This window comes from Aeromonas sp. QDB18 (genome assembly GCF_027705325.1).
In the GTDB taxonomy this organism is placed as follows: domain Bacteria; phylum Pseudomonadota; class Gammaproteobacteria; order Enterobacterales; family Aeromonadaceae; genus Aeromonas; species Aeromonas caviae.
In genome coordinates this window covers 13,958-36,859 of the sequence record NZ_JAPDBQ010000023.1, presented here as the reverse complement: position 1 = coordinate 36,859, position 22,902 = coordinate 13,958, and the positions used below count along the sequence as shown (strand labels likewise).

The 22,902-nt window shown below is 62.8% G+C and carries 21 protein-coding genes and 1 other annotated feature; of the genes, 9 read left to right on the top strand and 12 right to left on the bottom strand.

What is annotated here, in order from left to right; all coding sequences use genetic code 11:
- Window positions 1-449 precede the first annotated feature (449 nt).
- Entirely contained in the window at window positions 450-1,772 is a 1,323-nt protein-coding gene (locus OKC30_RS06050; protein WP_270666275.1) for a YjiH family protein, read from the top strand.
- A 57-nt stretch (window positions 1,773-1,829) separates the two neighbouring features.
- Here OKC30_RS06050 and OKC30_RS06045 read toward each other — a convergent pair whose 3' ends face one another.
- Window positions 1,830-2,711, bottom strand: a complete 882-nt coding sequence (locus tag OKC30_RS06045) for a pirin family protein (protein ID WP_043152681.1) — start codon at window positions 2,709-2,711, stop codon at window positions 1,830-1,832.
- 118 nt (window positions 2,712-2,829) lie between these two features.
- On the opposite strand from OKC30_RS06045, the gene OKC30_RS06040 reads away from it, so the two are divergent.
- The gene (locus OKC30_RS06040) at window positions 2,830-3,756 is read left to right on the top strand and encodes a LysR family transcriptional regulator (RefSeq protein ID WP_041211406.1); all 927 of its coding nucleotides are present in this window, start codon (window positions 2,830-2,832) and stop codon (window positions 3,754-3,756) included.
- A 110-nt stretch (window positions 3,757-3,866) separates the two neighbouring features.
- On the opposite strand, the gene OKC30_RS06035 is transcribed toward OKC30_RS06040, so the two are convergent.
- From OKC30_RS06035 to OKC30_RS06020, 4 genes are all read right to left on the bottom strand, one after another.
- A complete protein-coding gene (locus OKC30_RS06035) occupies window positions 3,867-4,196 on the bottom strand; it encodes a YbaB/EbfC family nucleoid-associated protein (RefSeq protein WP_005301028.1) in 330 nt (109 codons plus the stop codon).
- A 124-nt stretch (window positions 4,197-4,320) separates the two neighbouring features.
- Window positions 4,321-6,801, bottom strand: coding sequence for a DNA polymerase III subunit gamma/tau (dnaX, locus tag OKC30_RS06030; RefSeq protein WP_053288204.1), 2,481 nt, complete (start codon window positions 6,799-6,801; stop codon window positions 4,321-4,323).
- Between the two features lie 177 nt (window positions 6,802-6,978).
- Entirely contained in the window at window positions 6,979-7,524 is a 546-nt protein-coding gene (gene apt / locus OKC30_RS06025; protein ID WP_010674707.1) for an adenine phosphoribosyltransferase, read from the bottom strand.
- A gap of 132 nt (window positions 7,525-7,656) precedes the next feature.
- Window positions 7,657-8,034 carry a YbaN family protein gene (locus tag OKC30_RS06020; RefSeq protein ID WP_010674706.1) on the bottom strand — a complete coding sequence of 126 codons (378 nt, stop codon included), beginning with the start codon at window positions 8,032-8,034 and terminating at the stop codon, window positions 7,657-7,659.
- A gap of 176 nt (window positions 8,035-8,210) precedes the next feature.
- On the opposite strand from OKC30_RS06020, the gene dusC reads away from it, so the two are divergent.
- From dusC to OKC30_RS06000, 4 genes are all read left to right on the top strand, one after another.
- Window positions 8,211-9,155, top strand: a complete 945-nt coding sequence (gene dusC / locus OKC30_RS06015; RefSeq protein ID WP_052815007.1) for a tRNA dihydrouridine(16) synthase DusC — start codon at window positions 8,211-8,213, stop codon at window positions 9,153-9,155.
- 56 nt (window positions 9,156-9,211) lie between these two features.
- Window positions 9,212-10,039 (top strand): AraC family transcriptional regulator, encoded by an 828-nt coding sequence (locus OKC30_RS06010; RefSeq protein ID WP_052815008.1) that lies wholly within the window; start codon window positions 9,212-9,214, stop codon window positions 10,037-10,039.
- Between the two features lie 74 nt (window positions 10,040-10,113).
- Window positions 10,114-11,079 (top strand): DMT family transporter, encoded by a 966-nt coding sequence (locus OKC30_RS06005; protein WP_052815009.1) that lies wholly within the window; start codon window positions 10,114-10,116, stop codon window positions 11,077-11,079.
- Window positions 11,080-11,160: 81 nt separating this feature from the next.
- On the top strand, window positions 11,161-11,529 hold the full coding sequence (locus OKC30_RS06000) for a TraR/DksA family transcriptional regulator (protein WP_052815020.1): 369 nt from the start codon (window positions 11,161-11,163) through the stop codon (window positions 11,527-11,529).
- Between the two features lie 158 nt (window positions 11,530-11,687).
- On the opposite strand, the gene rnd is transcribed toward OKC30_RS06000, so the two are convergent.
- From rnd to OKC30_RS05965, 7 genes are all read right to left on the bottom strand, one after another.
- Window positions 11,688-12,800, bottom strand: a complete 1,113-nt coding sequence (gene rnd / locus OKC30_RS05995; protein ID WP_042865294.1) for a ribonuclease D — start codon at window positions 12,798-12,800, stop codon at window positions 11,688-11,690.
- Between the two features lie 98 nt (window positions 12,801-12,898).
- Complete coding sequence (gene fadD / locus OKC30_RS05990; protein WP_010674700.1) at window positions 12,899-14,575, bottom strand: long-chain-fatty-acid--CoA ligase FadD; 1,677 nt, start codon at window positions 14,573-14,575, stop codon at window positions 12,899-12,901.
- A gap of 196 nt (window positions 14,576-14,771) precedes the next feature.
- On the bottom strand, window positions 14,772-15,623 hold the full coding sequence (locus OKC30_RS05985; protein ID WP_160837499.1) for an alpha/beta fold hydrolase: 852 nt from the start codon (window positions 15,621-15,623) through the stop codon (window positions 14,772-14,774).
- Window positions 15,624-15,632: 9 nt separating this feature from the next.
- Window positions 15,633-16,148 (bottom strand): Slp family lipoprotein, encoded by a 516-nt coding sequence (locus OKC30_RS05980; RefSeq protein WP_160837500.1) that lies wholly within the window; start codon window positions 16,146-16,148, stop codon window positions 15,633-15,635.
- A gap of 50 nt (window positions 16,149-16,198) precedes the next feature.
- Window positions 16,199-16,900 carry a tRNA (adenosine(37)-N6)-threonylcarbamoyltransferase complex dimerization subunit type 1 TsaB gene (gene tsaB / locus OKC30_RS05975; protein ID WP_042017608.1) on the bottom strand — a complete coding sequence of 234 codons (702 nt, stop codon included), beginning with the start codon at window positions 16,898-16,900 and terminating at the stop codon, window positions 16,199-16,201.
- A gap of 97 nt (window positions 16,901-16,997) precedes the next feature.
- The gene (locus tag OKC30_RS05970) at window positions 16,998-18,917 is read right to left on the bottom strand and encodes an ATP-dependent DNA helicase (RefSeq protein WP_143237507.1); all 1,920 of its coding nucleotides are present in this window, start codon (window positions 18,915-18,917) and stop codon (window positions 16,998-17,000) included.
- 61 nt (window positions 18,918-18,978) lie between these two features.
- Window positions 18,979-19,224 carry a hypothetical protein gene (locus OKC30_RS05965; protein ID WP_160837501.1) on the bottom strand — a complete coding sequence of 82 codons (246 nt, stop codon included), beginning with the start codon at window positions 19,222-19,224 and terminating at the stop codon, window positions 18,979-18,981.
- 190 nt (window positions 19,225-19,414) lie between these two features.
- Window positions 19,415-19,543, top strand: a sequence feature (His leader region).
- 24 nt (window positions 19,544-19,567) lie between these two features.
- On the opposite strand from OKC30_RS05965, the gene hisG reads away from it, so the two are divergent.
- The 3 genes from hisG to hisC are packed head-to-tail and all read left to right on the top strand — an operon-like array spanning window position 19,568 to window position 22,887.
- Window positions 19,568-20,464: an ATP phosphoribosyltransferase gene (gene hisG / locus OKC30_RS05960; RefSeq protein WP_041211400.1), complete on the top strand. Its 897-nt coding sequence runs from the start codon at window positions 19,568-19,570 to the stop codon at window positions 20,462-20,464.
- Window positions 20,465-20,494: 30 nt separating this feature from the next.
- Window positions 20,495-21,820, top strand: a complete 1,326-nt coding sequence (hisD, locus tag OKC30_RS05955) for a histidinol dehydrogenase (protein WP_041211399.1) — start codon at window positions 20,495-20,497, stop codon at window positions 21,818-21,820.
- On the top strand, window positions 21,817-22,887 hold the full coding sequence (gene hisC, locus OKC30_RS05950) for a histidinol-phosphate transaminase (RefSeq protein WP_171865386.1): 1,071 nt from the start codon (window positions 21,817-21,819) through the stop codon (window positions 22,885-22,887). The genes hisD and hisC overlap by 4 nt, the downstream gene beginning before the upstream one ends.
- Window positions 22,888-22,902: the final 15 nt, after the last annotated feature.

Here is a 22,902-nt window from a genome sequence, read left to right as displayed (position 1 = left end):
ACTATCTGGACACTGTGCTCGCAGCTGGCCTGCAAAAACTCTCTGAAATTTAACAGGATGTTCACGCTCTCACCCTGGCATCTTACTCTGCAATGGGATAGTCGAAAAGTAGTCAAATGAACAAAGGGTTTATGATTTATTCATAAATCGTCATGAATATAGGCTCATGAATGAATATGGCCAAAAAGGGTAAATAGCCGCTCATGTTTTTCCTGGCGCTGGTCGCTTACCGCCCTGTTTTGCCTCTTGATGTCTCACCACCTACTCGCCATCCCGACCCCTCTTCCCCCCAAGATCACGCTTTTCAACCTTGGGGTCATCTGCATCCACACCGATTCACATGTTGCATTTTGGTGACTTTGGTGTTTCCATTTTGAGCACCGGACGGTATTGTATATACAAATCATCCCCTCAATGGAATTGAACCATGCGGATCACAAGGAGAGAAAATGGAACCTGAACACACGCTCACTGCACCGGCAGGATCAGGGGCCGGCATCAAGCTGCTGTTGGCCAGCCTGCTTGGCATCGCCATCTTTTTTGTTCCCTTCGAGCTTGGCGGGCGCAGCACCATAGTGGTGGATCACCTGGCCGGCTTTCTGATTGCCCAGCGCCCCCTTGCCCTGACCCTCATTCTCTTGCTCATCGCCTATGGCGCCATCACCCCCTTGCTGGATGGCCGCTGGCGTGCCCGTCCCATCGACAGGGTATTGAGCCTGTTCAAGCTGCTCGGGCTGGTCCTGGCCATTTTGTATGTCACAGACTGGGGCCCTGCCTGGTTGATGACCCCGGATCGCCTCCCCTTCCTGTTCGACAAACTGGCCATGTCAGTGGGTCTCATCGTGCCTATCGGCGCCATGGCCCTGACCTTCCTGCTCGGTTTCGGCCTGCTGGAATTCATCGGGGTGCTGATGCAACCCGTGATGCGCCCCCTGTGGCGCACGCCGGGTCACTCCGCCATCGATGCGGTCGCCTCTTTCGTCGGCAGTTACTCGGTGGGCCTGCTCATCACCAACCGGGTCTTCCTCGCAGGCAAGTACACGGTGCGAGAAGCCGTCATCATCGCCACCGGCTTCTCCACAGTCTCGGCCGCCTTCATGATCATCGTGGCCAAGACCCTCAACCTGATGGGACACTGGAACTTCTACTTCTGGTCCACCCTGGTGATCACCTTCGTCATCACCGCCATCCTGGCCCGGATTCCCCCCATCAGCACCATGGCGCACCAGGGCGAGACCGACGAGCCGCTACCGGCTGGCATGAGCCGCTGGCAGGCGGCCCTCACCTGCGGCCTGACCCAGTCCCACCAGGCCGATCCCCTGTTGCGGCAATTGAAGGACAACCTCAGGGACGGTCTTCACATGGCCGCAGCCGTGGTGCCCACCATACTGTCCGTCGGTCTGCTGGGCCTGCTGCTGGCAAAGCACACTCCCCTGTTCGATCTGCTGGGCTGGCTGCTCTGGCCACTGACCTGGCTGCTGGATCTCGGCGAGCCGCTCGCCACCGCCAAGGCCCTCTCTGCCGGTCTGGCCGAGATGTTCCTGCCCGCCATCCTGCTCAAGGATGCCGACCTGCTGGTGCGCTATGTCGCGGCCGTGGTTTCGGTCAGCTCGGTGCTCTTCTTCTCTGCCTCCATCCCCTGCATCCTGGCCACCCGGATCCCGGTGAGCGTGGGACAGCTGGTGGTGATCTGGCTGCTGCGCACCCTGCTTGGCATCCTGCTGGCCGCCTTGTGCGGCAGGCTGGCGCTGGCCCTCGGCTGGCTCGGTTGACCAGGGCCCATAAAAAAACAAAGCGCCATCAGGCGCTTTGTTTTTATCAGAATTGTCTCAGGGGGCGATGACGGCGAACCGGCCGCTGTTGAAATCATCTATCGCCTGATGGATCTCTGCCTCGCTGTTCATGACAAAGGGGCCATAACCCACGATGGGTTCATCGATGGGCTCGCCACTCAGCAGCAACAAGCTGGCCTCGCCTTCCGCCTCCAGCATGAACTCCTCACCGTTGGGATCGAGCAGCACCAGTTGTGCTTCGCCCGCGCGCTCCTGACCGTTGATAATGAGAGAGCCCTTGAGCACCACCAAGGCGCTGTTCCATCCCGCTACCGCCGGCAGCACCACGCTGGCCCCGCCCTTGAGCCGCAGATCCCAGATGTTCATGGGCGAGAAGGTGCGGGCTGGCCCCTCTACCTCGCCTTGTTGCAACCCGGCATCGTTCCCGGCGATGATGCGTACCCGCACATCGCCCTCCTTGAGGCTCAGTTGCGGGATGGTGTCGCTGGTGATGCCCTGATAACCGGGCGTCGACATCTTGTGTTTGGCGGGCAGGTTGACCCACAGCTGCACCATATCGAGGGTGCCACCACGACGGGTAAACCCCTGGGAGTGGAATTCGTCGTGCATGATGCCGGCGGCGGCCGTCATCCACTGCACGTCTCCCGGACCGATGATCCCCCCCTGGCCGGTCGAGTCGCGATGGGCAACCTCCCCTTCATAGACGATGGTGACCGTCTCGAAGCCACGGTGCGGGTGTTCCCCCACGCCCCTGGCATGATCGGCGGGCTCGAAATGTGCCGGGCCAGCCCTGTCCAGCAGCAGGAAGGGGCTCAAGGCGCGGCCATGGGTCTGATACGAGAACAGCGAGCGAACCGGGAATCCGTCGCCGACCCAGTGTTGTCGAGGGGCGCTGTAAATACCGATGACTCTTTTCATGATGCTCTCCTGGGTGATCGTCACGGGATGTGTCGTTGCTCGCATTGTGAGTCTGGAACGCTGCGTCCGGTAGACGTAAAATTTGCCATCAGCGTCCTATTTTGTGAACGATAACCCCATGCAACAGGATCTCAACGACCTCTATTTCTATGTCCAGGTGGTGGATCACGGGGGCTTTGCCCAGGCCGGCAGGGCCCTCGGCATGCCCAAATCCAGGCTCAGCCGCCGCATCGCCATGCTGGAGGAACGACTCGGGGTGCGTCTTATCCAGCGTTCCACCCGCAGCTTCACCGTCACCGAACTCGGGCAGGCTTATTACACCCGTTGCCGGGCCATGCTGGTGGAAGCCGATGCGGCGCAGGATCTCATCGCCGCGACCCAGAGCGAGCCTTGCGGTCTGGTGCGCATCGCCTGCCCCATCGATCTGCTCCACGCCCACGTCGGGAGGATGCTGGTCTCTTTCGCCCTGGCCCATCCCAGCGTCAAGGTGCAGCTCGTCGGGGTCAACCGGGCGGTGGATCTGGTCGCGGAGGGGTTGGACATGGCTCTCAGGGTGCGACCACTGCCCCTGGAGGACAGCGATCTCGCCATGCGGGTGCTGGGTTATGCGACCCAGTGTCTGGTGGCAAGCCCGGCCCTTGTCGCGTCACTCGGCATGCCCCGGGCCCCCGCAGATCTGCTGTCATGGCCGAGCCTCGGTCATGGCGCCAGCCTGGAAGGCCATCACTGGACCCTGCTGGGCCCCAATGGGGCCAGAGTCAAACAGCACCACAGCCCCCGCTTTGCCACCACCGACATGCAGACATTGCGTCAGGGGGCGATCGACGGGCTCGGGGTCGTGCAACTGCCCACCATGATGATGGATGAGCCCCTGGCCGATGGCCGGCTGGTGCGTCTGCTCCCCGACTGGGCACCGCGCCAGGAGGTGATCCACGCGGTCTTCCCCTCACGCCGCGGTCTGCTGCCTGCCATCCGCGCCCTCATCGATCATCTGGTCGAGGGCTTCTCCCCCCTGGGGCAGGCAAGTACGCAGCTCCCGCCATGATCTGTGCATGGCCGTTCCCGGGTGTGCTGACATGCAAAAGGCCAGAGCTTGGCTCTGGCCTTTTCATTTTCCCCTTCACAGAGGAGGGGAAACGGATACGGGCAGTATCCTCAGAAGGGCATTTTGAAGCCCGGGGGCAGTTGCATGCCGCCGGTCAGCTCGCCCATCTTGGCCTTGTTCTGCTCTTCCACGCGGCGCACGGCGTCATTGACGGCGGCGGCGACCAGATCTTCCAGCATCTCCTTGTCATCTTCCATCAGGCTGGGATCGATCTCGATACGACGCACGCTGTGGCTGCCGGCCATGGTCACCTTGACCATGCCTGCGCCCGCCTCGCCGACCACTTCCATCTGGGCCAGCTGCTCTTGCATCTTCTGCATGCGCTCTTGCATCTGTTGGGCCTGTTTCATCAGGTTACCCATTCCACCTTTACCAAACATAGATCGTCTCTCGTCTTGAAATCCGGCATCCAGCGCCGGGCTGTGGGTTCATCTGCCCTAAGTGGGGGCAGCCAAAGGTCTTTTCAACCGGGGGCAAGCCCCGGCACGGTTTTTTCACCGCAACTCAGCGACTCAGTGGTTCGATGCTCTCGGGATGGAGCACGGCGCCGAAACGCTGCTGCAAGAATTGTACGTTGGGATCCGCCGCCAGATCCCGGCTCACCTGTTCACGCACCCCGAGATAGAGACGATGCTCTATCTCGAGCGGCGTCTCCCGCGCGGGATCCGAGCCCAGGGTCACATCGATGTGAACCGGGCCGCCCAGCTCGGGACCGATGATCTCGGCCAGATCGGCGCGGGCCTTGTCGCTCACCAGATGGCGCTGCTCGGGTTTGAGCAGCAGGGAGACCCGATTGCCTTCCCGGGTCATCACCGCGTTGATGGCCAGTTGACGCAGCCGACCACCCACCCCGGTGCGGGCGATGAGCTCGGCCCAGGCGTCCCCGCAATTGACCAGCAAGGACGAGGGGATCAGACGGGCGACCTCCCCCTCCTCCTCGGGTTGTTCGTCGCTCTCCAGCGCATCCCAGTCGATGGTCTCCATCAACGCAATGGCGGGCTGAGGCTCGCTGGCGGCCACTGGAGGCGCGGCAGGCACCATAGCGGCAACCACAGGTGCCGCCGCATCCGCGCTGCCGGCGTCAGCGCCCAGATCCCAAGGCGGCAGATCCTCCTGCGAAGGAGGTGCCATGGTGGCGGGAGCTGGCTGGGCGGAAGTCACTGCCCGCGTGGGCAACGGGGCACTGGCAAACCCCTCGTCAAACCCCTGATTCAGATACTCTTCGTAGTCACTGGCCCCCTCTTCATAGGCATCGAGAGGGGGCAGGTCGTCATACCCTGTTTGCAAGGCAGGTCCCTGCCCCGGCATCTCGGGCCGCGCCGCTGGTTGCACCTCGGCCTGGGGCGAAGTCGCGACGGCAGGCATCGCAGGGGCCGGTTTGGTCGCGGCCACCGATTTGACGGGAGTGATCCGGGCGGGCACGGCGTTTGCACTCTGCTCGCCACGCAGGCGGCTTCGCAGCAAATTGCGCTTGCCAAGCAGGCTCTGCATGCTGGAGGTCGAAGAGATGGCGACGTCTTCCCCTTGGACCTCAACCTGCTGCGTCTGCCCGGCGTCATCCGCCGCCAACGGCGCAGAGGCAGGCTCTGTAGGCGGACTGGCAGGCACCACGGCCTCGTAACCCATCCGTTCGGCCTCACGCAGCAGCTCATCCTGCTCGGCAAAGAGCGGATCCAGCACTGCGCCCTCCTCCGCCTTGAGTGAGGTGGCGACGTGCTCGGCCTCAAGGACCGATGCTGGCGCGGCGGGAGCCTTTGGTGCTGCGCTGGCAGCCGGGGCCGGCTCAGCCCCCTGGGGCTTTCCCGGCAGGAGCGGCGCGCTTTCCCTCGCTGCCGCCATCACGCCGGTGTGCCCTGTCATGAGAGGCTGGGCCGCCAGGTTGGCGGGATGGACCACCTCGCGCCGGGGCGAGAAGGCCAGCATCCGCAGACAGGTCATCTCCAGTGCGGTGCGCCCGTCAGGGGCCCAGGGCAGATCCTTGCGCCCCCCCAGCACGATTTGATAGCAGAGCTGTACCTCTTCCGGGCTCATGGCTCCGGCAAGCTGCAGCAAGGCATCGGCATCCGCCCCCTGCTCCTGCACGCTCGCAGGCAGCAGTTGCGCCATGGCCACCCGATGGAGCAAGGCTTCCAGCTCGGCGTGAAGCTGGTCGAAATCCGGCCCCAGGGTAGCAATCTCGGTGATCTTGGCCATGGTGGCCGGGGCATCCTGGCGCAGCACTGCCTCCAGCAACTGGTGCAGGTGGTGATGATCGAGGGTCCCCAGCATGGTGAGCACGCTCTCCAGGCGCACGCTGCCGTTGCCGTGGGCCAACGCCTGATCGGTGAGGCTCAGGGCATCGCGCATGCTGCCGTCGGCCGCCTTGGCCAGGGCCAGCAGGGCGCGAGGCTCGAAGGGTTGGCCCTCCTGGTCCAGCACCCATTCGAGCTGCCTGGCAATCTGGGTCTGATCCAGGCTCTTGAGATGAAACTGCAGGCAGCGCGAGAGGATGGTGATGGGGAGCTTCTGCGGATCCGTGGTGGCCAGCAGGAATTTCACATAGGGGGGCGGCTCTTCCAGGGTTTTGAGCAGCGCATTGAAGCTGTGGCGCGACAGCATGTGCACTTCATCGATGAGGTACACCTTGAAACGACCACGGGCCGGACGGTACTGCACGTTGTCGAGCAGCTCTCGGGTGTCTTCCACCTTGGTGCGGGACGCCGCATCGATTTCCAGCAGATCGACGAAATTGCCCTGATCGATCTCGCGGCAGGTATCGCACACACCGCACGGATGGCTGCTGATCCCCTGCTCGCAGTTAAGGCTCTTGGCCAGAATGCGGGCGATGGTGGTTTTGCCCACGCCGCGGGTCCCGCTCAGGAGGTAGGCATGGTGAAGCCGCCCCTGATCCAGGGCATTGGTCAGGGCCGTCAGCACATGTTGCTGGCCGACCACTTGTTCAAACGTATGGGGGCGCCATTTGCGCGCCAAAACCTGATAGCTCATAGATCTCGATGCTGGGAAACGAGGCATTGAGGCTGGATGCTAACACAAATGGAGGGCTGGCTGTATGGGGGATGCGCCGCCTTGGGAGGGATCGCTTGAATTTCAAACCGGTGCCCGTTCAGGCACCGGTTTGCGGCAGAAAGCAGGGTGACGAGGCCTGCCGCGCGAAGGGGCGATTTACGCCCCCGCGAGTTCCACCAGAGAGACCACCTTGACGCCGGCGGCGGTCAGGCGGGCATCACCGCCCAGGGACGGCAGGGAGATGATGAAGGCGGCATCCGCTACCTCACCGCCGGCGCGGCGGATGAGCTTGACGGTGGCATCGACGGTGCCGCCGGTGGCCAGCAGATCGTCCACCACCAGCACCTTGTCACCGGGCACGATGGCATCGGTGTGCAGTTGCAGGGTGTCGGTGCCGTACTCCAGGGCGTAGGACTCCTCGATGACGGCGCGGGGCAGCTTGCCCGGCTTGCGCACCGGCACGAACCCCAGCCCCATGGCGTAGGCAACCGGGGCGCCGAAGATGAAGCCACGGGCCTCGGTGCCGACAATCTTGGTGATGCCTTGATCACGGTAATGATCGGCCAGCAGATCGATGGTGGCCTTGAAGGCCTCGGCATTCTCGATCAGGCTGGTGATGTCGCGAAACAGAATGCCCGGCTTCGGATAGTCGGGAATGGTCTTGATGCTCGCTTCGATAAACTTCAGGGTTTCCGGATTCATTATTTGACCGCTTATTTTTTGAGCCCTGCCATGGCGGCGCACGGGGTCTCCGCCTGGGGGCAATAAAAAGGCCCGTCACGCAAAAATGACGAGCCAACTCCATAGCATTATTGCCGCGATAGCTTAGGGATTTCACTTCTTCATTGCAACCGGCTCCAGCACCGGCAGACGCATCAACCAGGTGAGCAGGATCACCATTATGACAACCAGCAGCCACCTCACCCAGGGCAACGGCACCACCAGCAGCGATACCGAGAACGAGATCAGGATGAAGATGATGGCGCGGCATCTGGCGTGGCGGCGAATGCCGCGATACTGCTGCCAGTCGAGGATGGGGGGGCCAAACCAGGGATGCGCCAGCAACCAGCCATGAAAGCGGGGGGAGGAGCGCGCAAACAGCGCCGCCGCCAGCAACATGAAGGGGGTTGTCGGCAGCAGGGGCAGGACTATCCCGACTATCCCGGTGGCGAAGGCAAGCCAGCCCAGGGCCATCAGACACCAGCGTTTCATGGGTACTCCTCTAGTGTTTCTCTGCCTTTAGCCTAACAGAGTTGGCCCGGAAGCTGACAGCCTGGCCCAGTCTGCGGCCGTCGATGGGGGCCATCGAGTGGGCAGACGGCTGACAATCCCGGCCATTGCCACTACAATCTGCGCTCTTTTTTCTCCCCTTGTCTTCGGAAGCAGCTATGCGCGTTATTTTGGCCCCCATGCAGGGGGTGCTGGATCACCTGATGCGGGAGGTCCTCACCTCCGTCAATGATTACGACCTCTGCGTCAGTGAATTCATCCGGGTGGTCGATCAACTGCTGCCCGCCAAGGTATTCCATCGCCTCTGCCCCGAGCTCAGACAGGATGGCAAGACCCGTGCGGGGACCCCGGTACGGGTGCAACTGCTGGGACAGCATCCGGAATGGCTCGCCGAAAACGCAGTGCGCGCCATCGAGCTCGGCTCTCCCGGGGTCGATCTCAACTTCGGCTGCCCTGCCCCCACGGTCAACAAGAGCAAGGGGGGCGCCGTGCTGCTCAAGGAACCCGAGACCGTCTATCGCATCGTCAAGGCGGTGCGGGAGGCCGTGCCTGCCCACCTGCCGGTGAGCGCCAAGATCCGCCTGGGATACGATGACAAGGATCTCTATCTGGACAATGCCCAGGCCGTCTATCAGGGGGGCGCCAACGAGCTGGCGGTGCATGCCCGCACCAAGCGCGAAGGCTACAAGGCGCCGGCCCACTGGGAGTACGTGGACGCCATCCGCCGCGCCCTGCCCATCCCCGTCACCGCCAACGGCGAGATCTGGAACCATGCCGATGCCCTGACCTGTGCCCGGGTGTCCGGTTGCGATGCCCTCATGGTGGGCCGGGGCGCCATCTCCCTGCCCAACCTGGCCAACGTGATGAAGACGGGGTGTGCCCACATGAGCTGGGCCGAGGTACTGCAACTGATGGTGACCTACACCGAGCAGGATCTGGCGAGCGACAAGGCCGACTACTACCCGAGTCGCATCAAGCAGTGGTTCTCCTACATAGTGCGGGAATACCCCCAGGCCGACGAGCTGTTTCGCCGCATCCGCACCATCAAGACCGCAGAGGAGATCCGCTCCGCCCTCGAGCGCGAGTGCGCCTCACAGGCCTAGACTTGGCCGCCACCCCGCGGCGCCCTATGATGAAGGCTCATTGACAGGAGGTCAGGATGCAGGGAGTACCGGTCAACTTTACCCATCAGCACGACAGGGCCGATTTTCGCGCCCTGCCGGGGCAGCCTGCGACCGAGCTCTATCGCGCCCACATCCAGCACCACATCTTCGATCCCCATAGTCACGAGGGGTTTGGCCTCGGTGTCATTGAGTGCGGTGCCGAGCGCTTTCGCTATCGCGGCAGCCAGCTCCTGGCCGGTCCCGGCAGCCTGGTGCTGATGAACCCCGATGAGCTGCACACGGGCGAGTCAGCCTGCGAGCAGGGGTGGCGCTATCGCATGCTCTACCTGCCCGCCGACCGGCTCGAGGCCATCAGCGGCGAGCGCGACTGGTATTTCACCGATGCCGTGCGAAGCGATCCGCGCACTGCCCCCGTCCTGCAGGCGACCCTGGATGCCCTCTGGCACTGTGACAGCGAGCTCGCCGCCGACGGCCTGCTGCTAAGGGTGTGCGAGACCCTGCGCCCCCATGCCCGGGCCCTGGCGGCCCCGCGCGAAGCGGCCCACCCTCTGGGCCGCGCTATCGACTATATGCAGGCCTGTTTCGCCCGCCCCATTACCCTGGCCGAGCTGGCCGGTGCAGTGAACCTCAGCCCCTACCACTTCCAGCGCAGCTTCAAGGCCCGCTTTCACGTCACCCCCCAGCAGATGTTGATGGCCATCCGCCTGCAGCGCGCCAAGGGGTGGCTGGCTGCCGGCCTGCCCGCTGCCGAGGTGGCCGCCGCCTGTGGTCTGGCCGATCAGTCCCACCTCAACCGTGCCTTCCTGCGCCGCTATGGCACCACCCCGGTCCGCTACCAGAAACAGGTGCAGGCTGGCCGCTAAAGCGCAATCTGGTTCAATACGCCCCCCTTCCTCCCTGCTAGGCTGGCCTCCTTCTTCTTTACCGGATATGAAACATGTTGATCGGAGTCCTGTTTGCCCTGCTGGCCGGCCTGATGTGGGGGCTCATCTTCGTCGCCCCCCTCTTGGTGGACGGCTATCCCCCCGCCCTGCTCGCGAGCGGCCGCTACCTCGCCTTCGGCCTCATCGTGCTGCCGCTCGCCTGGCAGGCCCGCAAACACCTGGCGGCCCTCTCAGCCAGCGACTGGCGAGAGGCCCTCGCCCTCACTCTGGTGGGGAACCTCCTCTACTACTTCTGCCTGTCGGGGGCCATCTTGCGCATCGGCTCGCCCCTGGCAGCCATGCTTATCGGCACCCTGCCGGTGGTGACGGCCCTGGCCGCCAACCGCCTCTATGGCGCACGGGACGGTCGCCTCTCCCGCACCCGGCTCTACCCGTCCCTGGTGCTGATGGGGGCCGGTCTCTATCTGGTCAACAGCGCCGAGCTCACCTGGCACACCGAGGCGCGCACCGAACAACTGATCGGTATAGCCCTGGCGGTAGGCGCCGTGCTGTGCTGGACCTGGTATCCCCTGCGCAACGCCCGCTGGCTGCGCGAGCACCCGGGCCGCAGTCCGGCCGTCTGGGCCACCGCCCAGGGGCTGGTGACCCTGCCGGTGGCGCTCATTGCCTATCTCGGCAGCCTCGGCCATCTTGCCCTGAGCGCACCGGACTTTCCCCTGCCCTTCGGGCCGACGCCCCTGCGCTTCGTGCTGCTGATGGGGGCGGTGGGGCTCTTCTGCTCCTGGCTCGGCACCCTGTGCTGGAACGAGGCGAGCCAGCGCCTGCCGACCGTGCTGGTCGGGCCGCTCATCGTGTTCGAGACTCTGGCGGGGCTCTTGTACGCCTTTATGCTGCGCGGGATCATGCCCCCCATGAGTACCCTGGTGGGTGTCGTCTGTCTGGTGGCGGGAGTGCTCTACGTCATCACCGGCAAGCCGCAGCACCTGCCGGAAAAACCCGTCAAAGCACGGTTAACTTGACTCATGTCATCTTGATAAACCGCGGGTTTCCCTATACTGGCCGAGTTTTATCACTCGTTTTTGGGGGCTGCTGTGTGTGAAGTGACGCAAGCCCGGTTGGCCGAATGGCATCAGCGCCTTCTGACCGACTGGGCGCAAACAAGAGAGGAGCTGATCCGTCAGCTCAATGCCTGTCGACAAGATGACTGGGCACAGAAGGTGGAGCGCTGCGAGCGAGATCAACTGGTTGATCTGACCAGCCGTCTCGATCTGCCCGGGGTGGAACACAGCGTGGCACGCCTCAAGCGGCTCGACGCGGCGCTCTGCCAGATGGATCTGGGGCTCTATGGCTTCTGCTCCGATTGTGAGGAGCCGCTGCTCCCTGAACAGCTGGAACAGGATCCGACCCTGCAACGCTGCCCGCGCTGCGAGGCCCGCTACCGCAAGGGATTCCACGCTCACGAACTCTGATGGGGGCACCCTTTGTGCCCGCCATTTTCCTCCTCCCCCCCTTCTCGCTTCCCATCATGACCAACCCCCTGGCGCGACGATCCCGGCAACCCCCGAGGGCAGCCGCACAGGCATGAAAAAGGGGAGTCATGGACTCCCCTTCTCGTACTGCGTACTCGTCACTGGGCCAGCAGGTGGCCTACCAGCTCATGACGCCACCCTTGCAGCAGCATGGGCTTGTCCGCCCTGGCCCGCTCCTCGGCACTCATGCGCCAGCTCCAGGTGAAGTACTGGTGGATGATCTTCTTGCTCGCCACCAGCTCCGGTGGAATGTTGCTGGCCTTGGCCTTCTCCTCCACCATGGCCTTGATGCGCTTGAGCTCGGCCTTGTACTGGGGGAAGTCCACCAGACGGCGGATGGGATCGGGCCAGCTCGCAGGGTCGCTCTGCTGGGCGGCGGCGACGATGTCCAGCATCCGCTTGCCGTGGATCTTGATCTCGATGGGCGAGAGGCCCAGCTCGTTAAGATCCCGAAGCGAAGCGGGACGACGCTCCGCCACCTTGAACAGGTGCAGCTCTTTGACCACGAAGTTGAGGGCAAGATCCCGGCGTACCGCTTCCTGCTGGCGCCAGGCGGCCAGCTCGCGCAGGATGGCCAGCTCGCGGCGACCCAGTTGCCAGGCGTTGACTATCTCGAGGTAGGCCTGACGGGGATCGCTGCCCTGGGTCTTGCGGGCGGAGTGGTTCTGGCACTCCTGTTCGAACCAGGGGAACTTGCCGCTCTCGCGCAGTCTGGCCATCACCTTCTCGTAGAGGGGCATGAGGTAGAAGACATCCGCCGCGGCATATTCCAGCTGACGAGGGGTAAGGGGGCGCGCCAGCCAGTCGGTACGGGCCTGATCCTTCTCAAGCTCGACCCCGAGGAATTCGTTGACCAAGGCGCCAAACCCCACCGACACGCCATGACCCAGGAAGGCTGCCGCCAGCTGGGTATCGTGCATCTGGTTGGGCAGGTGACCCGCTTGATGCTGGATGAGTTCCAGATCCTCACCGGAGGCGTGCAGGATGGCAATCTGTCCGGCCCGACCGAGGCGCTGCCACAAACCGGAGAGCTCCAGGGTCAGGGGATCGAGCAGGGCAAGCTGCTTGCCATCGTAGATCTGGAACAGACCGAGCTGGGGATAGTAGGTACGGGTGCGAACGAATTCGGTATCGATGGCCAGGGGAACGTCGGCCAGAGAAGCGAGATACTGATCCAGTTCGGCTTGCTGTGAAATGAGTTGATATTGCATCGTTGCCTGCACGTTGGTCGGATCCAGAAAGAAAAAACCGTGGATGTCCCACGGTTTTGCATAACGACAGCGCTGGACTGCAAAGCAGTGCATGCCGGTTACTGCTTGGCAATCTCCTCGTCGCGCAGCACGCGGCGCAGGATCTTGCCCACGTTGGTCTTGGGAAGTTCGTCGCGAAATTCTACCAGTTTCGGCACCTTATAGGCAGTCAGATGTTTGCGGCAGTGGGCAATTATCTCCTCTTCCGCCAGCTTTGCATCTTTCTTGACCACGAAGATCTTCACCTGCTCGCCGGACACCGGGTTGGGTACGCCGACGGCGGCTACCTCCAGCACCTTGGGATGCAGGGCCACCACGTCTTCTATCTCGTTCGGGTAGACGTTGAAGCCGGAGACCAGGATCATGTCCTTCTTGCGATCGACGATCTTGAAGAAGCCCTGCTCGTCGCATACCGCGATGTCGCCGGTGCAGAGCCAGCCATCCTGCATCACCTCGGCGGTCGCCTCCGGGCGCTGCCAGTAGCCGGTCATCACCTGAGGACCGCGCACCTGCATCTCGCCGGGGGCACCCCGTTCGGTGACCTGGTTCCCCTCGTCATCCACCAGACGGATCTCGGTGGAGCAGACCGGCAGACCGATGGAGCCGTTGTAATCCACCAGATCATAGGGGCAGACGCTCACCAGGGGCGAGCACTCGGTCAGGCCATAGCCCTCCAGCAGCGGGGTGCCGGTCAGCCCCTTCCACTGCTCGGCCACCGCCCGTTGCACCGCCATGCCGCCACCGATAGTGAGCTTGAGCTTGGCAAAATCCATGCCCTTGAACTCGTCGTTGTTGACCAGGGCATTGAACAGGGTGTTCACCCCGGTGATGCAGGTGAAAGGATACTTCTTGATCTCTTTGACAAAACCCGGGATGTCGCGGGGGTTGCTGATGAGCAGGTTGTAGCCCCCCAGACGCATGAACAGCAGGCAGTTTACCGTCAGGGCGAAGACGTGATAGAGCGGCAGCGCCGTGACCACGAACTCCTTGCCGCGCTCCAGCACGGGGCCATAGACACCGAGGCACTGCTCAACGTTGGCGATCATGTTGCGATGAGTCAGCATGGCCCCCTTGGAGAGGCCGGTGGTCCCGCCGGTGTATTGCAGGAAGGCGATGTCCTGGTTGCTGATCTCGGGTTTGATGTACTGCAGGTAGCGCCCCTTGGCGAGGGCCTGGCGCATGGTGCTGGCATGGGGCAGGTTGTACTTGGGCACCAGCTTCTTGACGTATTTGACCACGAAGTTGACCAGGGTCCCCTTGGCCAGCCCCAGGTTGTCACCCATCCGGGTCAGTATCACGTGCTTGACCGGGGTGTCATACACCACTTTTTCCAGGGTGTGGGCGAAGTTGGAAACGATGACGATGGCCTTGGCGCCGGAGTCTTTCAACTGATGCTCCAGCTCGCGCGGGGTATAGAGGGGGTTGACGTTCACCACCGTCATGCCGGCCCGCAGGATGCCGAATACCGCGATGGGGTATTGCAGCAGGTTCGGCATCATCACGGCCACCCTGTCCCCCTTGCCGAGCTTCAGCTCGTTTTGCAGGTAGGCGGCGAAGGCTCGGGACTGCTCCTCCAGCCGGCGGTAGGTAATGGTCTGCCCCATGTTGACGAAGGCGGGCTGATCGGCGAACTGGTTCACCGACTCTTCAAACATCTCGACCAGAGAGCCGTATTGGTCTGGATTGATCTCGGCGGGCACCCCTTCTGGATAACGCTTCAGCCAGACTCTTTCCACGAACTTCTCCTGCATAACTCGCACCTGTGCGCTCACTGTGTTGCCTCCGTCCCTGTCACATCCATTTCAATCAGTTGTTTTAAGTTCATGCTCTAATGCCGCACATATTTACATAAGGCAACATCAATTAACAGTGAATTAACAACGGGAAATGTGAGGGAGAAAGCAAACCTGACATGATTCAAAGCCGCCGATCCTACCGGATTTGAGCGAAGTTTTCGATATAAACGGCGGTTTCTGATGAATTTTCCATATGAAAATGATGGCCTCCTGCCACCGTCACCCGTTCAATGTGGCCAAAGGCCGCCTCCCGCAACTGCCACTGTGCCAGGAGCCCGGGGAAGCCCTGCTCTCCCCGGATAAAGAGCACCGGACAGACGATGGCCCGGATCAGGGCCTGGGCCTGCCCCTCGCTCATGCGCAGGGGCGAGAGATCGCGAAGACGGGGATCACTGCGCCAATACCAGCGCCCTTCCCGCGCCTCCAGTTGTCGCTCGCAGATAAGGCGTGCCGCACTCGGGGGGATGTCCGCCACCTTGCAGCGGGCAGCCACCGCCTCCTCGAGGGTGGCAAATCCACTGGTTGCACGCTCACGGGTACGAGTGCGGTTGAGGATGGCGCGGCGCAGCTGCCCCGGTACCTCCTCGTCGGGCTGGCTCAAGGGGCCGAGCCCCTCCAGCAGAATGAGCCGCTCGATTTGCTCGGGAAAGACGCCGGCATAGGCAGAGGCAATCAGCGCCCCCAGAGAGTGACCAAGCAGGATGAAACGCTGCCAGCCCGCGGCCTGGGTGATCTGGTAGAGATCATCCAGCCAGTCCACGAAGACATAGGGAGTCGACTTGTGATCGGAGTGACCATGGCCCGGCAGATCGACGCAGACCAGATGAAACGCCCCCAGCCAGGGGGCCAGAGGCAAAAAGCTGGCACCGTTGTCGAGCCAGCCATGGAGGGCCACCAGCAGCGGTCTGTCCTCCTGACCATTGTCCAGCAGGGCGATGTGCCGCCCGTCCGCCAGGCGCAGCCTGCGCTCCTGCAATGTCGCCGTCATCCGGGCTCCTCAGCGGCGCAGGGGCCGTCTGGGCCAGAAGGGATCATAGAAAGGATCGTAAAAGTAGGGATCCATGTAGCGGATCTCCACCTCCTTCACCGGTGGCCACAGCTTGCTCCCCGTCACCTTGAGTACCGAGAAGCGATACTTGTGCTCGCCAATCTGGCTGTCCACCGGCTTGTCGAGGGTGCCGAGCACCGTCAGGCTGCGACCCTTGGCATAGAGGGTCGGGTCGACAAACCCCTGCATGATGGCGAGAAAACGACCGGGGCTCTGCTCGGTCTGCTCCGGCACCCCGTTGGACTTGAGGGGCAGATAGACCACCTCGATGACACTCTGATCCGCCTTGTTGTGGACCGCCGAGATGACACCGCTCCAGCGGGCCGGCTTGCCTTCCATCCCCTTCAGGGCGGGTTGATAGGCCACCAGCTGATCCGCAGGCTCATAGGCAAGCTCTTTGGGCACCGTGCTGCAACCGCCCAGCAGCAGCCCCACCAATCCCAGCATGATCACGGATTTTCTCATTCGTCTCTCCATCATCGTCCGATAAAGCAGCCCGGGGCAGCCGTTGCCGCCTATTCGCGACCCGGCAGTTTCTTCCAGGTCACCTTGTCACGCAGATAGACAGGGGTGGCTTGCTCAACCGGCACCGCCTCACCCGCAAACCAGGCCTGGCGTGCCAGAGGCAGCATGTCGGCGGCCGCCGGGAAACGCACCTGGCTTGGCATCAGCACATCTGCCAGGCCGCCCAGAGTCTCGCCATAGGTTTCAAAACCGGTGCCAACGCAGCTCACCGCGCCAGTCAGCTTGTCACGGGCCTGCACCAGTGCGGCTGGCTCGCTCACCACCTCCTCGCCCACCAGCGTCATCACTCCGTCCACCAGGGCGTAGTGGCCAAAATAGACCTCGTCCATGCGCGCATCGATGGCGGCAAGCACCTGCTCGGCCCCTTCCAGCTTATGGGCCCCCTGGGCCATGGCCGCCAGGGTGGAGACACCGATCATCGGCACGCCGGCACCAAAGGCGAGCCCCTGGGCCACGCTGATCCCGATCCGTACCCCGGTGAAGGAGCCAGGCCCACGACCGAAGGCGATGGCGTCGAGCTCATCCAACGATAGACCGGCTTCATCCAACAGAGCCTGAACCATGGGCAGGATCTTGCGGGTATGGTCACGGGGCGCCTCTTCCCAGCGGGAGTAGAGGGTATCGCCCACCAAGAGGGCTGCGGAGCAGGCTTCGGTGGCGGTATCCACGGCCAGGATCTTCAACTCATCCATTCTTTTTATTCTCTTCACATCAGTCAGTTAAATCGTCAGCATGGCCAAGGCCTGCCGTCATGCATGGCCGGGGGCAATCAGCCCCGGCGCGGCGGACTCACTCCCGTGGTCCGAAAAATTCTCCCAGGGTCGCCAGCTCCCGGGTCCGTGGAATGGCAGGCAGGCTCTTGATGAAGGTGGCGCCATAGGGCTTGTTGACCACCCGGGGATCACAAATAACCAATACGCCGTGATCACTGCGATCACGGATGAGCCGCCCCACCCCCTGCTTGAGGGCAATCACCGCCTTGGGCAACTGCAGCTCGGCAAAGGGATCCCCCCCCTTGAGCTTGCAATCCTCCACCCGTGCCTTGAGCTGGGGATCGTCCGGGCTCGCAAAGGGCAGCTTGTCGATGATAACACAGGACAATGCCGCCCCCCGCACGTCTATCCCCTCCCAGAAACTGCTGGTGGCCACCAGCACGGCCCGACCGTTTTCCACGAAGGTCTTGAGCAGCCGCTGCTTGTTGTCTTCCCCTTGCAGCAGGACGGTGCGGCCGATTTCCCGGCGTAGCACCTCAGCCACCTGGCGCATCACCTGATGGCTGGTGCAGAGGAAAAAACATCCCCCCGGCGTCTTGTTGATGAGGGGGATCATCAGGGTCGCCAGCTGCTCCCCGCGCCCGAAGGCATTGGGCTCTGGCAAGAAACGGGGTACGCACAGGCGCGCCTGCTCGGCGTAATCGAACGGACTGTCGAGAATGAGTTCGGCGCTGCCGGCCAGCCCCATCTCGGCGACGAAGTGGGCGAAGCGATTGTCCACCGTCAAGGTGGCCGAGGTGAAGATCCAGGCCACCTCGGGGCGCTGCACCTCGGCACCGAAGCGCTCGGCGACCGACAGCGGCGTCAGATTGAGGGTAAAGTGCAGACGCGAACAGTCATACCAGTAGGAGAAACCGGTCTGGTTGACCGCCAGCACCTCCCCAAGGCGGGTGCGCAGCTCGCTGATGCGCTCGAAACAGTGATCCAGCAGCTCCCCTCGCCCGAGCGCCAGTTTCAGCACTTCATAACAGAGCCCGATGGCATCGTTGAGGCGGGCCAGCGCCTGGGCCCAGAGGGATTGTCTCAGCAGATCCCGGGTGTTGCCGCGCCCCCCCTCCACGCCGAAGGCAAGGCGCAGATCCTGACTGGCAATGGCGAGCCTGTCCGCCGCCTTGCCAAGCTGGGCCATGTCATGAGCCTCTGCCCGGTAGGCAAGCTGGATATCCTGCGCCAAATCCTGGATGGTGCGGCTGCCCACGGACTTGCCGAAGTAGTGGCTGGCGATCTCGGGCAGCTGGTGCGCCTCGTCGAATACATAGACCTGCGCCTCGGGCACCAGCTCGCCAAAGCCGGTGTCTTTGACCGCCATGTCGGCGAAAAAGAGGTGGTGGTTGATCACCACCACCTGGGCGTCCATGGCACGGCGCCGGGCGATGACCAGGTGACAATCATCGTAATAGGGGCAGTCGCGACCCAGGCAGTTGTCGTTGGTGCTGGTGACGTGGGCAAGGATCTCGGCGTTCTCCTGTAGCCCCGGGATATCCCCCACATCGCCGTTGTCGGTAGCGGTCGACCAGGATTTGACCTTCACGAGATCGCTCAGGACCTCGGGCTTTTGCAGATGGGATTCACTCAACAGCCGGTTCATCCGCTCGATGCAGAGGTAATTGCTGCGCCCCTTGAGCAGTGCCACCGGCGGGGTGTAGTGAAGCGCCCCCGTGATGGTGGGCAGATCCCGATAGAAGAGCTGCTCCTGCAGATTCTTGGACCCGGTGCTGATCACCACCCGCTTGCCGGATTCCAGCGCAGGCACCAGATAGGCATAGGTTTTGCCAGTGCCCGTTCCAGCCTCCACCAGCAAACGGCCACCTTGCTTGATGGCGCGGGACACCGCCTCGGCCATCTCCAGTTGCGGGGCACGGGCCTTGAAGCCGTCAATATGGCGGGCCAGGGGGCCGTCTGGCTTGAACAGGGTCTGGATGATGGTCAAAGGCATGTCCCGTTGCAAAAGCGGGCATTATGCCAAAAGCGCGGAAAAAGCGGGACTGATAATGCGTTCAGACGAAGAGATCAATCCGGTGGTCCGGATCCGGTTTGTGATCATCATCCTGTACCGCTGGTTGATCAGCCTTTGGCGGCTGCTCTCTCTGCTGGTGATGCTGGCCACCGCCGCCATTGTCGGTGCCTATCTTGCGCAGCTGATGTTTCTGGCTGATCTGGGTCACCTCCCGCTTGATGTCATCCGGGCTCGGTGTCGAGGGTGCACGGGGCAGGATGGGAAATAACAGGTCCTGGCTGGGCATGATGTCGCCTCCTTTGGCATCTCATTGTCTAGTTATCGACCAGAAAACCGTTTTCTCAACTTTAATCGTCCTGATCACATTTTTCGGTTGCATTTTCTGTCAAGGCAGGTAGTTTAAATCGGGCGTCAACAACGGCATCTGATTTGTAAAGGATTGATTACATCATGAAGTTCACCACCCTGAAGACTCATCATCACCATCATCATCCCGAATAGTCTTTCAGGAGGTTGACTGCTGGAAGACACTTAACTGGTGACTTCCAAAAGGACCGCAAGATTCATAAACCCTCGGAAGCACATACTTCCGAGGGTTTTTTCGTTTTTGACTAAAAGGAAATCGAGCAATGGAAACACAACGTCTGCGCATCGCCATGCAAAAATCCGGTCGTCTGAGCCAGGATTCCCAGGCCCTCTTCAAGAGCTGCGGCCTCAAGATCAACCTGCGGGAACAGCGCCTCATCGCCCATGTCGAGAACATGCCCATCGACATTCTGCGAGTGCGTGATGACGACATCCCGGGTCTGGTGATGGAAGGGGTGGTCGATCTTGGCATCATCGGCGAGAACGTTCTCGAAGAGGTGCAGCTCATTCGCGCAGCCCAGGGGCAGCCCTTTGCGGTGAAGACCCTCAAGCAGCTCGACTTCGGCGGCTGCCGCCTCTCTCTGGCGGTGCCGGACGATGTCAACTACACAGGACCCGAGAGCCTGGCCGACAAGCGCATCGCCACCTCCTACCCCGGTCTGCTCAAGCGCTTCTTCGACGAGAAGGGCCTGGGCTTCAAGAGCGTGATGCTGGGTGGCTCGGTGGAAGTGGCCCCCCGCGCGGGTCTGGCCGATGCCATCTGCGATCTGGTCTCCACCGGCGCGACCCTGGAAGCCAACGGCCTGAAAGAGGTCGAGGTGATCTACCGCTCCAAGGCCGTCCTGGTGCAGGCTCCCAACCCCCTGAACGATGCCAAGCAGAAACTCATCGACAAGCTGCTGCCCCGCATCCAGGGGATGCAGCAGGCGCGCGAAAGCAAATACATCATGCTGCACGCCCCCAAAGACAAGCTCGATGCCATCACCGATCTGCTGCCGGGGGCGGAGCGTCCCACCATCATGCAGCTCGCCGGTGACACCAACCAGGTGGCCCTGCACGTCGTCTCCAGCGAAACCCTGTTCTGGGAGACCATGGAACAGCTCAAGGCCCTGGGTGCCAGCTCCATCCTGGTGCTGCCCATTGAAAAGATGATGGAATAAGCCGAGATGATGGAATAAGGAAGACACATCATGCAGACCCTGATCTGGAAGACCCTCTCCCCCGCCCGGCAAGCCGAGGTCCTGACCCGGCCCGCCCTTGGCGACGAAGCCGACATCGGTACCGTGGTGCGAGACATCATTGCCGCGGTACGTAGCCGGGGCGATGAGGCCCTGCGCGAGCTGAGCCAGCGTTTCGAACGCGCGCCCCGCGAACAGCTTCGGGTGAGCGACGCGGAAGTGGATGCCGCCTGCGCTCGACTCGGTGATGACATCAAGGGTGCCATCGAGGCCGCCATCGCCAATATCCGTACCTTCCACGCCGCCCAGGTACAGCCCGTCGTCCGAGTCGAAACCCAGCCCGGGGTACTGTGCGAGCTGCGCACCCAACCCATCAGCCGGGTCGGCCTCTATGTCCCGGGAGGCAGCGCGCCGCTCCCCTCCACCGTGATGATGCTGGCCATTCCGGCAAGCCTGGCCGGTTGCCGTGAGGTGGTGCTCTGTACCCCGTCTCCGGCGAGCGACGAGATCCTGTTTGCCGCCCGCGCCTGTGGCGTCCGTCAGGTGTTCGCCATCGGCGGCGCCCAGGCCATCGCGGCCATGGCCTATGGCACGCAAACCATCCCCAAGGTGGACAAGATCTTCGGCCCGGGCAACGCCTATGTGACCGAAGCCAAGGGCCAGGTTTCCCGTGACTGGCGGGGCGCCGCCATCGACATGCCAGCCGGCCCCTCCGAGGTGCTGGTGATCGCAGACGAGAGCGCCAACCCGGCCTTCGTGGCATCGGATCTGCTCTCCCAGGCCGAGCACGGCCCCGACAGCCAGGTGGTGCTGGTCACCACCTCCGCTTCCCTGGCCGATGCCATCGGCAGCGAGATCCAGGCGCAACTCGCCGACCTCAGCCGCCGCGACATCGCCGAGCAAGCCCTGAAGGCAAGCCTGGTGATCCTCTGCGACAACCTGGAGGAGGCCTGCGCCATCTCCAACGCCTATGCACCGGAACACCTCATCGTGCAGACCCGGGCACCCCGGGATCTGCTGGACAAGCTCGAGAACGCGGGCTCCATCTTCCTCGGGGCATGGACACCGGAGTCGGTCGGTGATTACGCCAGCGGCACCAACCACACTCTGCCCACCTACGGCTATGCCCGCACTTGCTCGAGCCTGGGGCTTGCTGACTATCAGCGCCGCTACACGGTTCAAGAGCTCACTGCAGACGGCATTCGCGGCCTTGGCCCCATTGTCCAGCGCATCGCCCAGGCCGAGGGGCTCGATGCCCACAAGCATGCCGTCACCCTCAGGTTGAACGCCCTGGCCGCCGAGCCCCAACAAACAGCACAGCAGAAGGATTTGTCATGAGCATCGTCAATCTGGCCCGTCGCGTTGTACGGGCTCTCACTCCCTACCAGTCCGCGCGCCGCATCGGCGGCCAGGGCCACGTCTGGCTCAATGCCAACGAGGCCCCCCTGGCCTATCCCTTCACCGTCGAGGGGAGTCGCCTCAACCGCTATCCCGAGTGCCAGCCGGCCGAGGTGGTGAATGGCTATGCCGCCTACGCCGGGGTCAATCCGGATCAGGTGCTGGTAAGCCGCGGTGCCGACGAGGCCATCGAGCTCTTGATCCGCACCTTCTGCGAGGCGGGGGAAGATCAGATCCTCATCTGCCCCCCCACCTACGGCATGTACGCCATCAGCGCCGAGACCTGTGGCGTGGGGATTGTCGAGCAGCCATTGACCGCCAGCCGTCAGCCGGACTGGCCCGCCATCGCCGATCGCCTCTCTGACGTGAAGCTGGTGTTCCTCTGCTCCCCCAACAATCCCACCGGGGATCTGGTGGGCCGCAAGGGACTCGTCGCCCTGCTGGAGAAGGCCCGGGACCGCGCCATCATCGTCGTGGACGAGGCCTACATCGAATTCTGCCCGGAGGCCTCCGTGGTGGACCTGCTCGCCCAATACCCGAACCTGGTGGTGACCCGCACCCTCTCCAAGGCCTTCGCCCTGGCAGGGATCCGCTGCGGCTTTACCCTGGGGGATCCCGAGGTGATTGCCATGCTGGCCAAGGTGATCGCGCCCTACCCCATTCCCGACCCCATCGCCCAGATTGCCGCCCAGGCGCTCTCTCCCATGGGGCTGGAACTGATGCAGGAGCGGGTGCAGGAGCTCAACAAGCAAAAGGCGCTCATCAAGGCGGAGCTGCTTCGTCTGTCCTGCGTCAAGGAAGTGTTCGAGGACAAGGGCAACTTCGTGCTGGTGCGCTTCGTGGATGGCGCCGCCGTGTTCGCCGCCATGAAGGCCGCCGGCATCATCTTGCGTGATTTCTCCAGCAAGCCTGGCCTTGACAACAGCATCCGCATCACCATCGGCTATCAGGGCGAAATGGACGCCGTGCTGGCCGTGCTGCGTGACCTGCCCCCACCCTCTCTGTAAGACAAGCAAGGATGT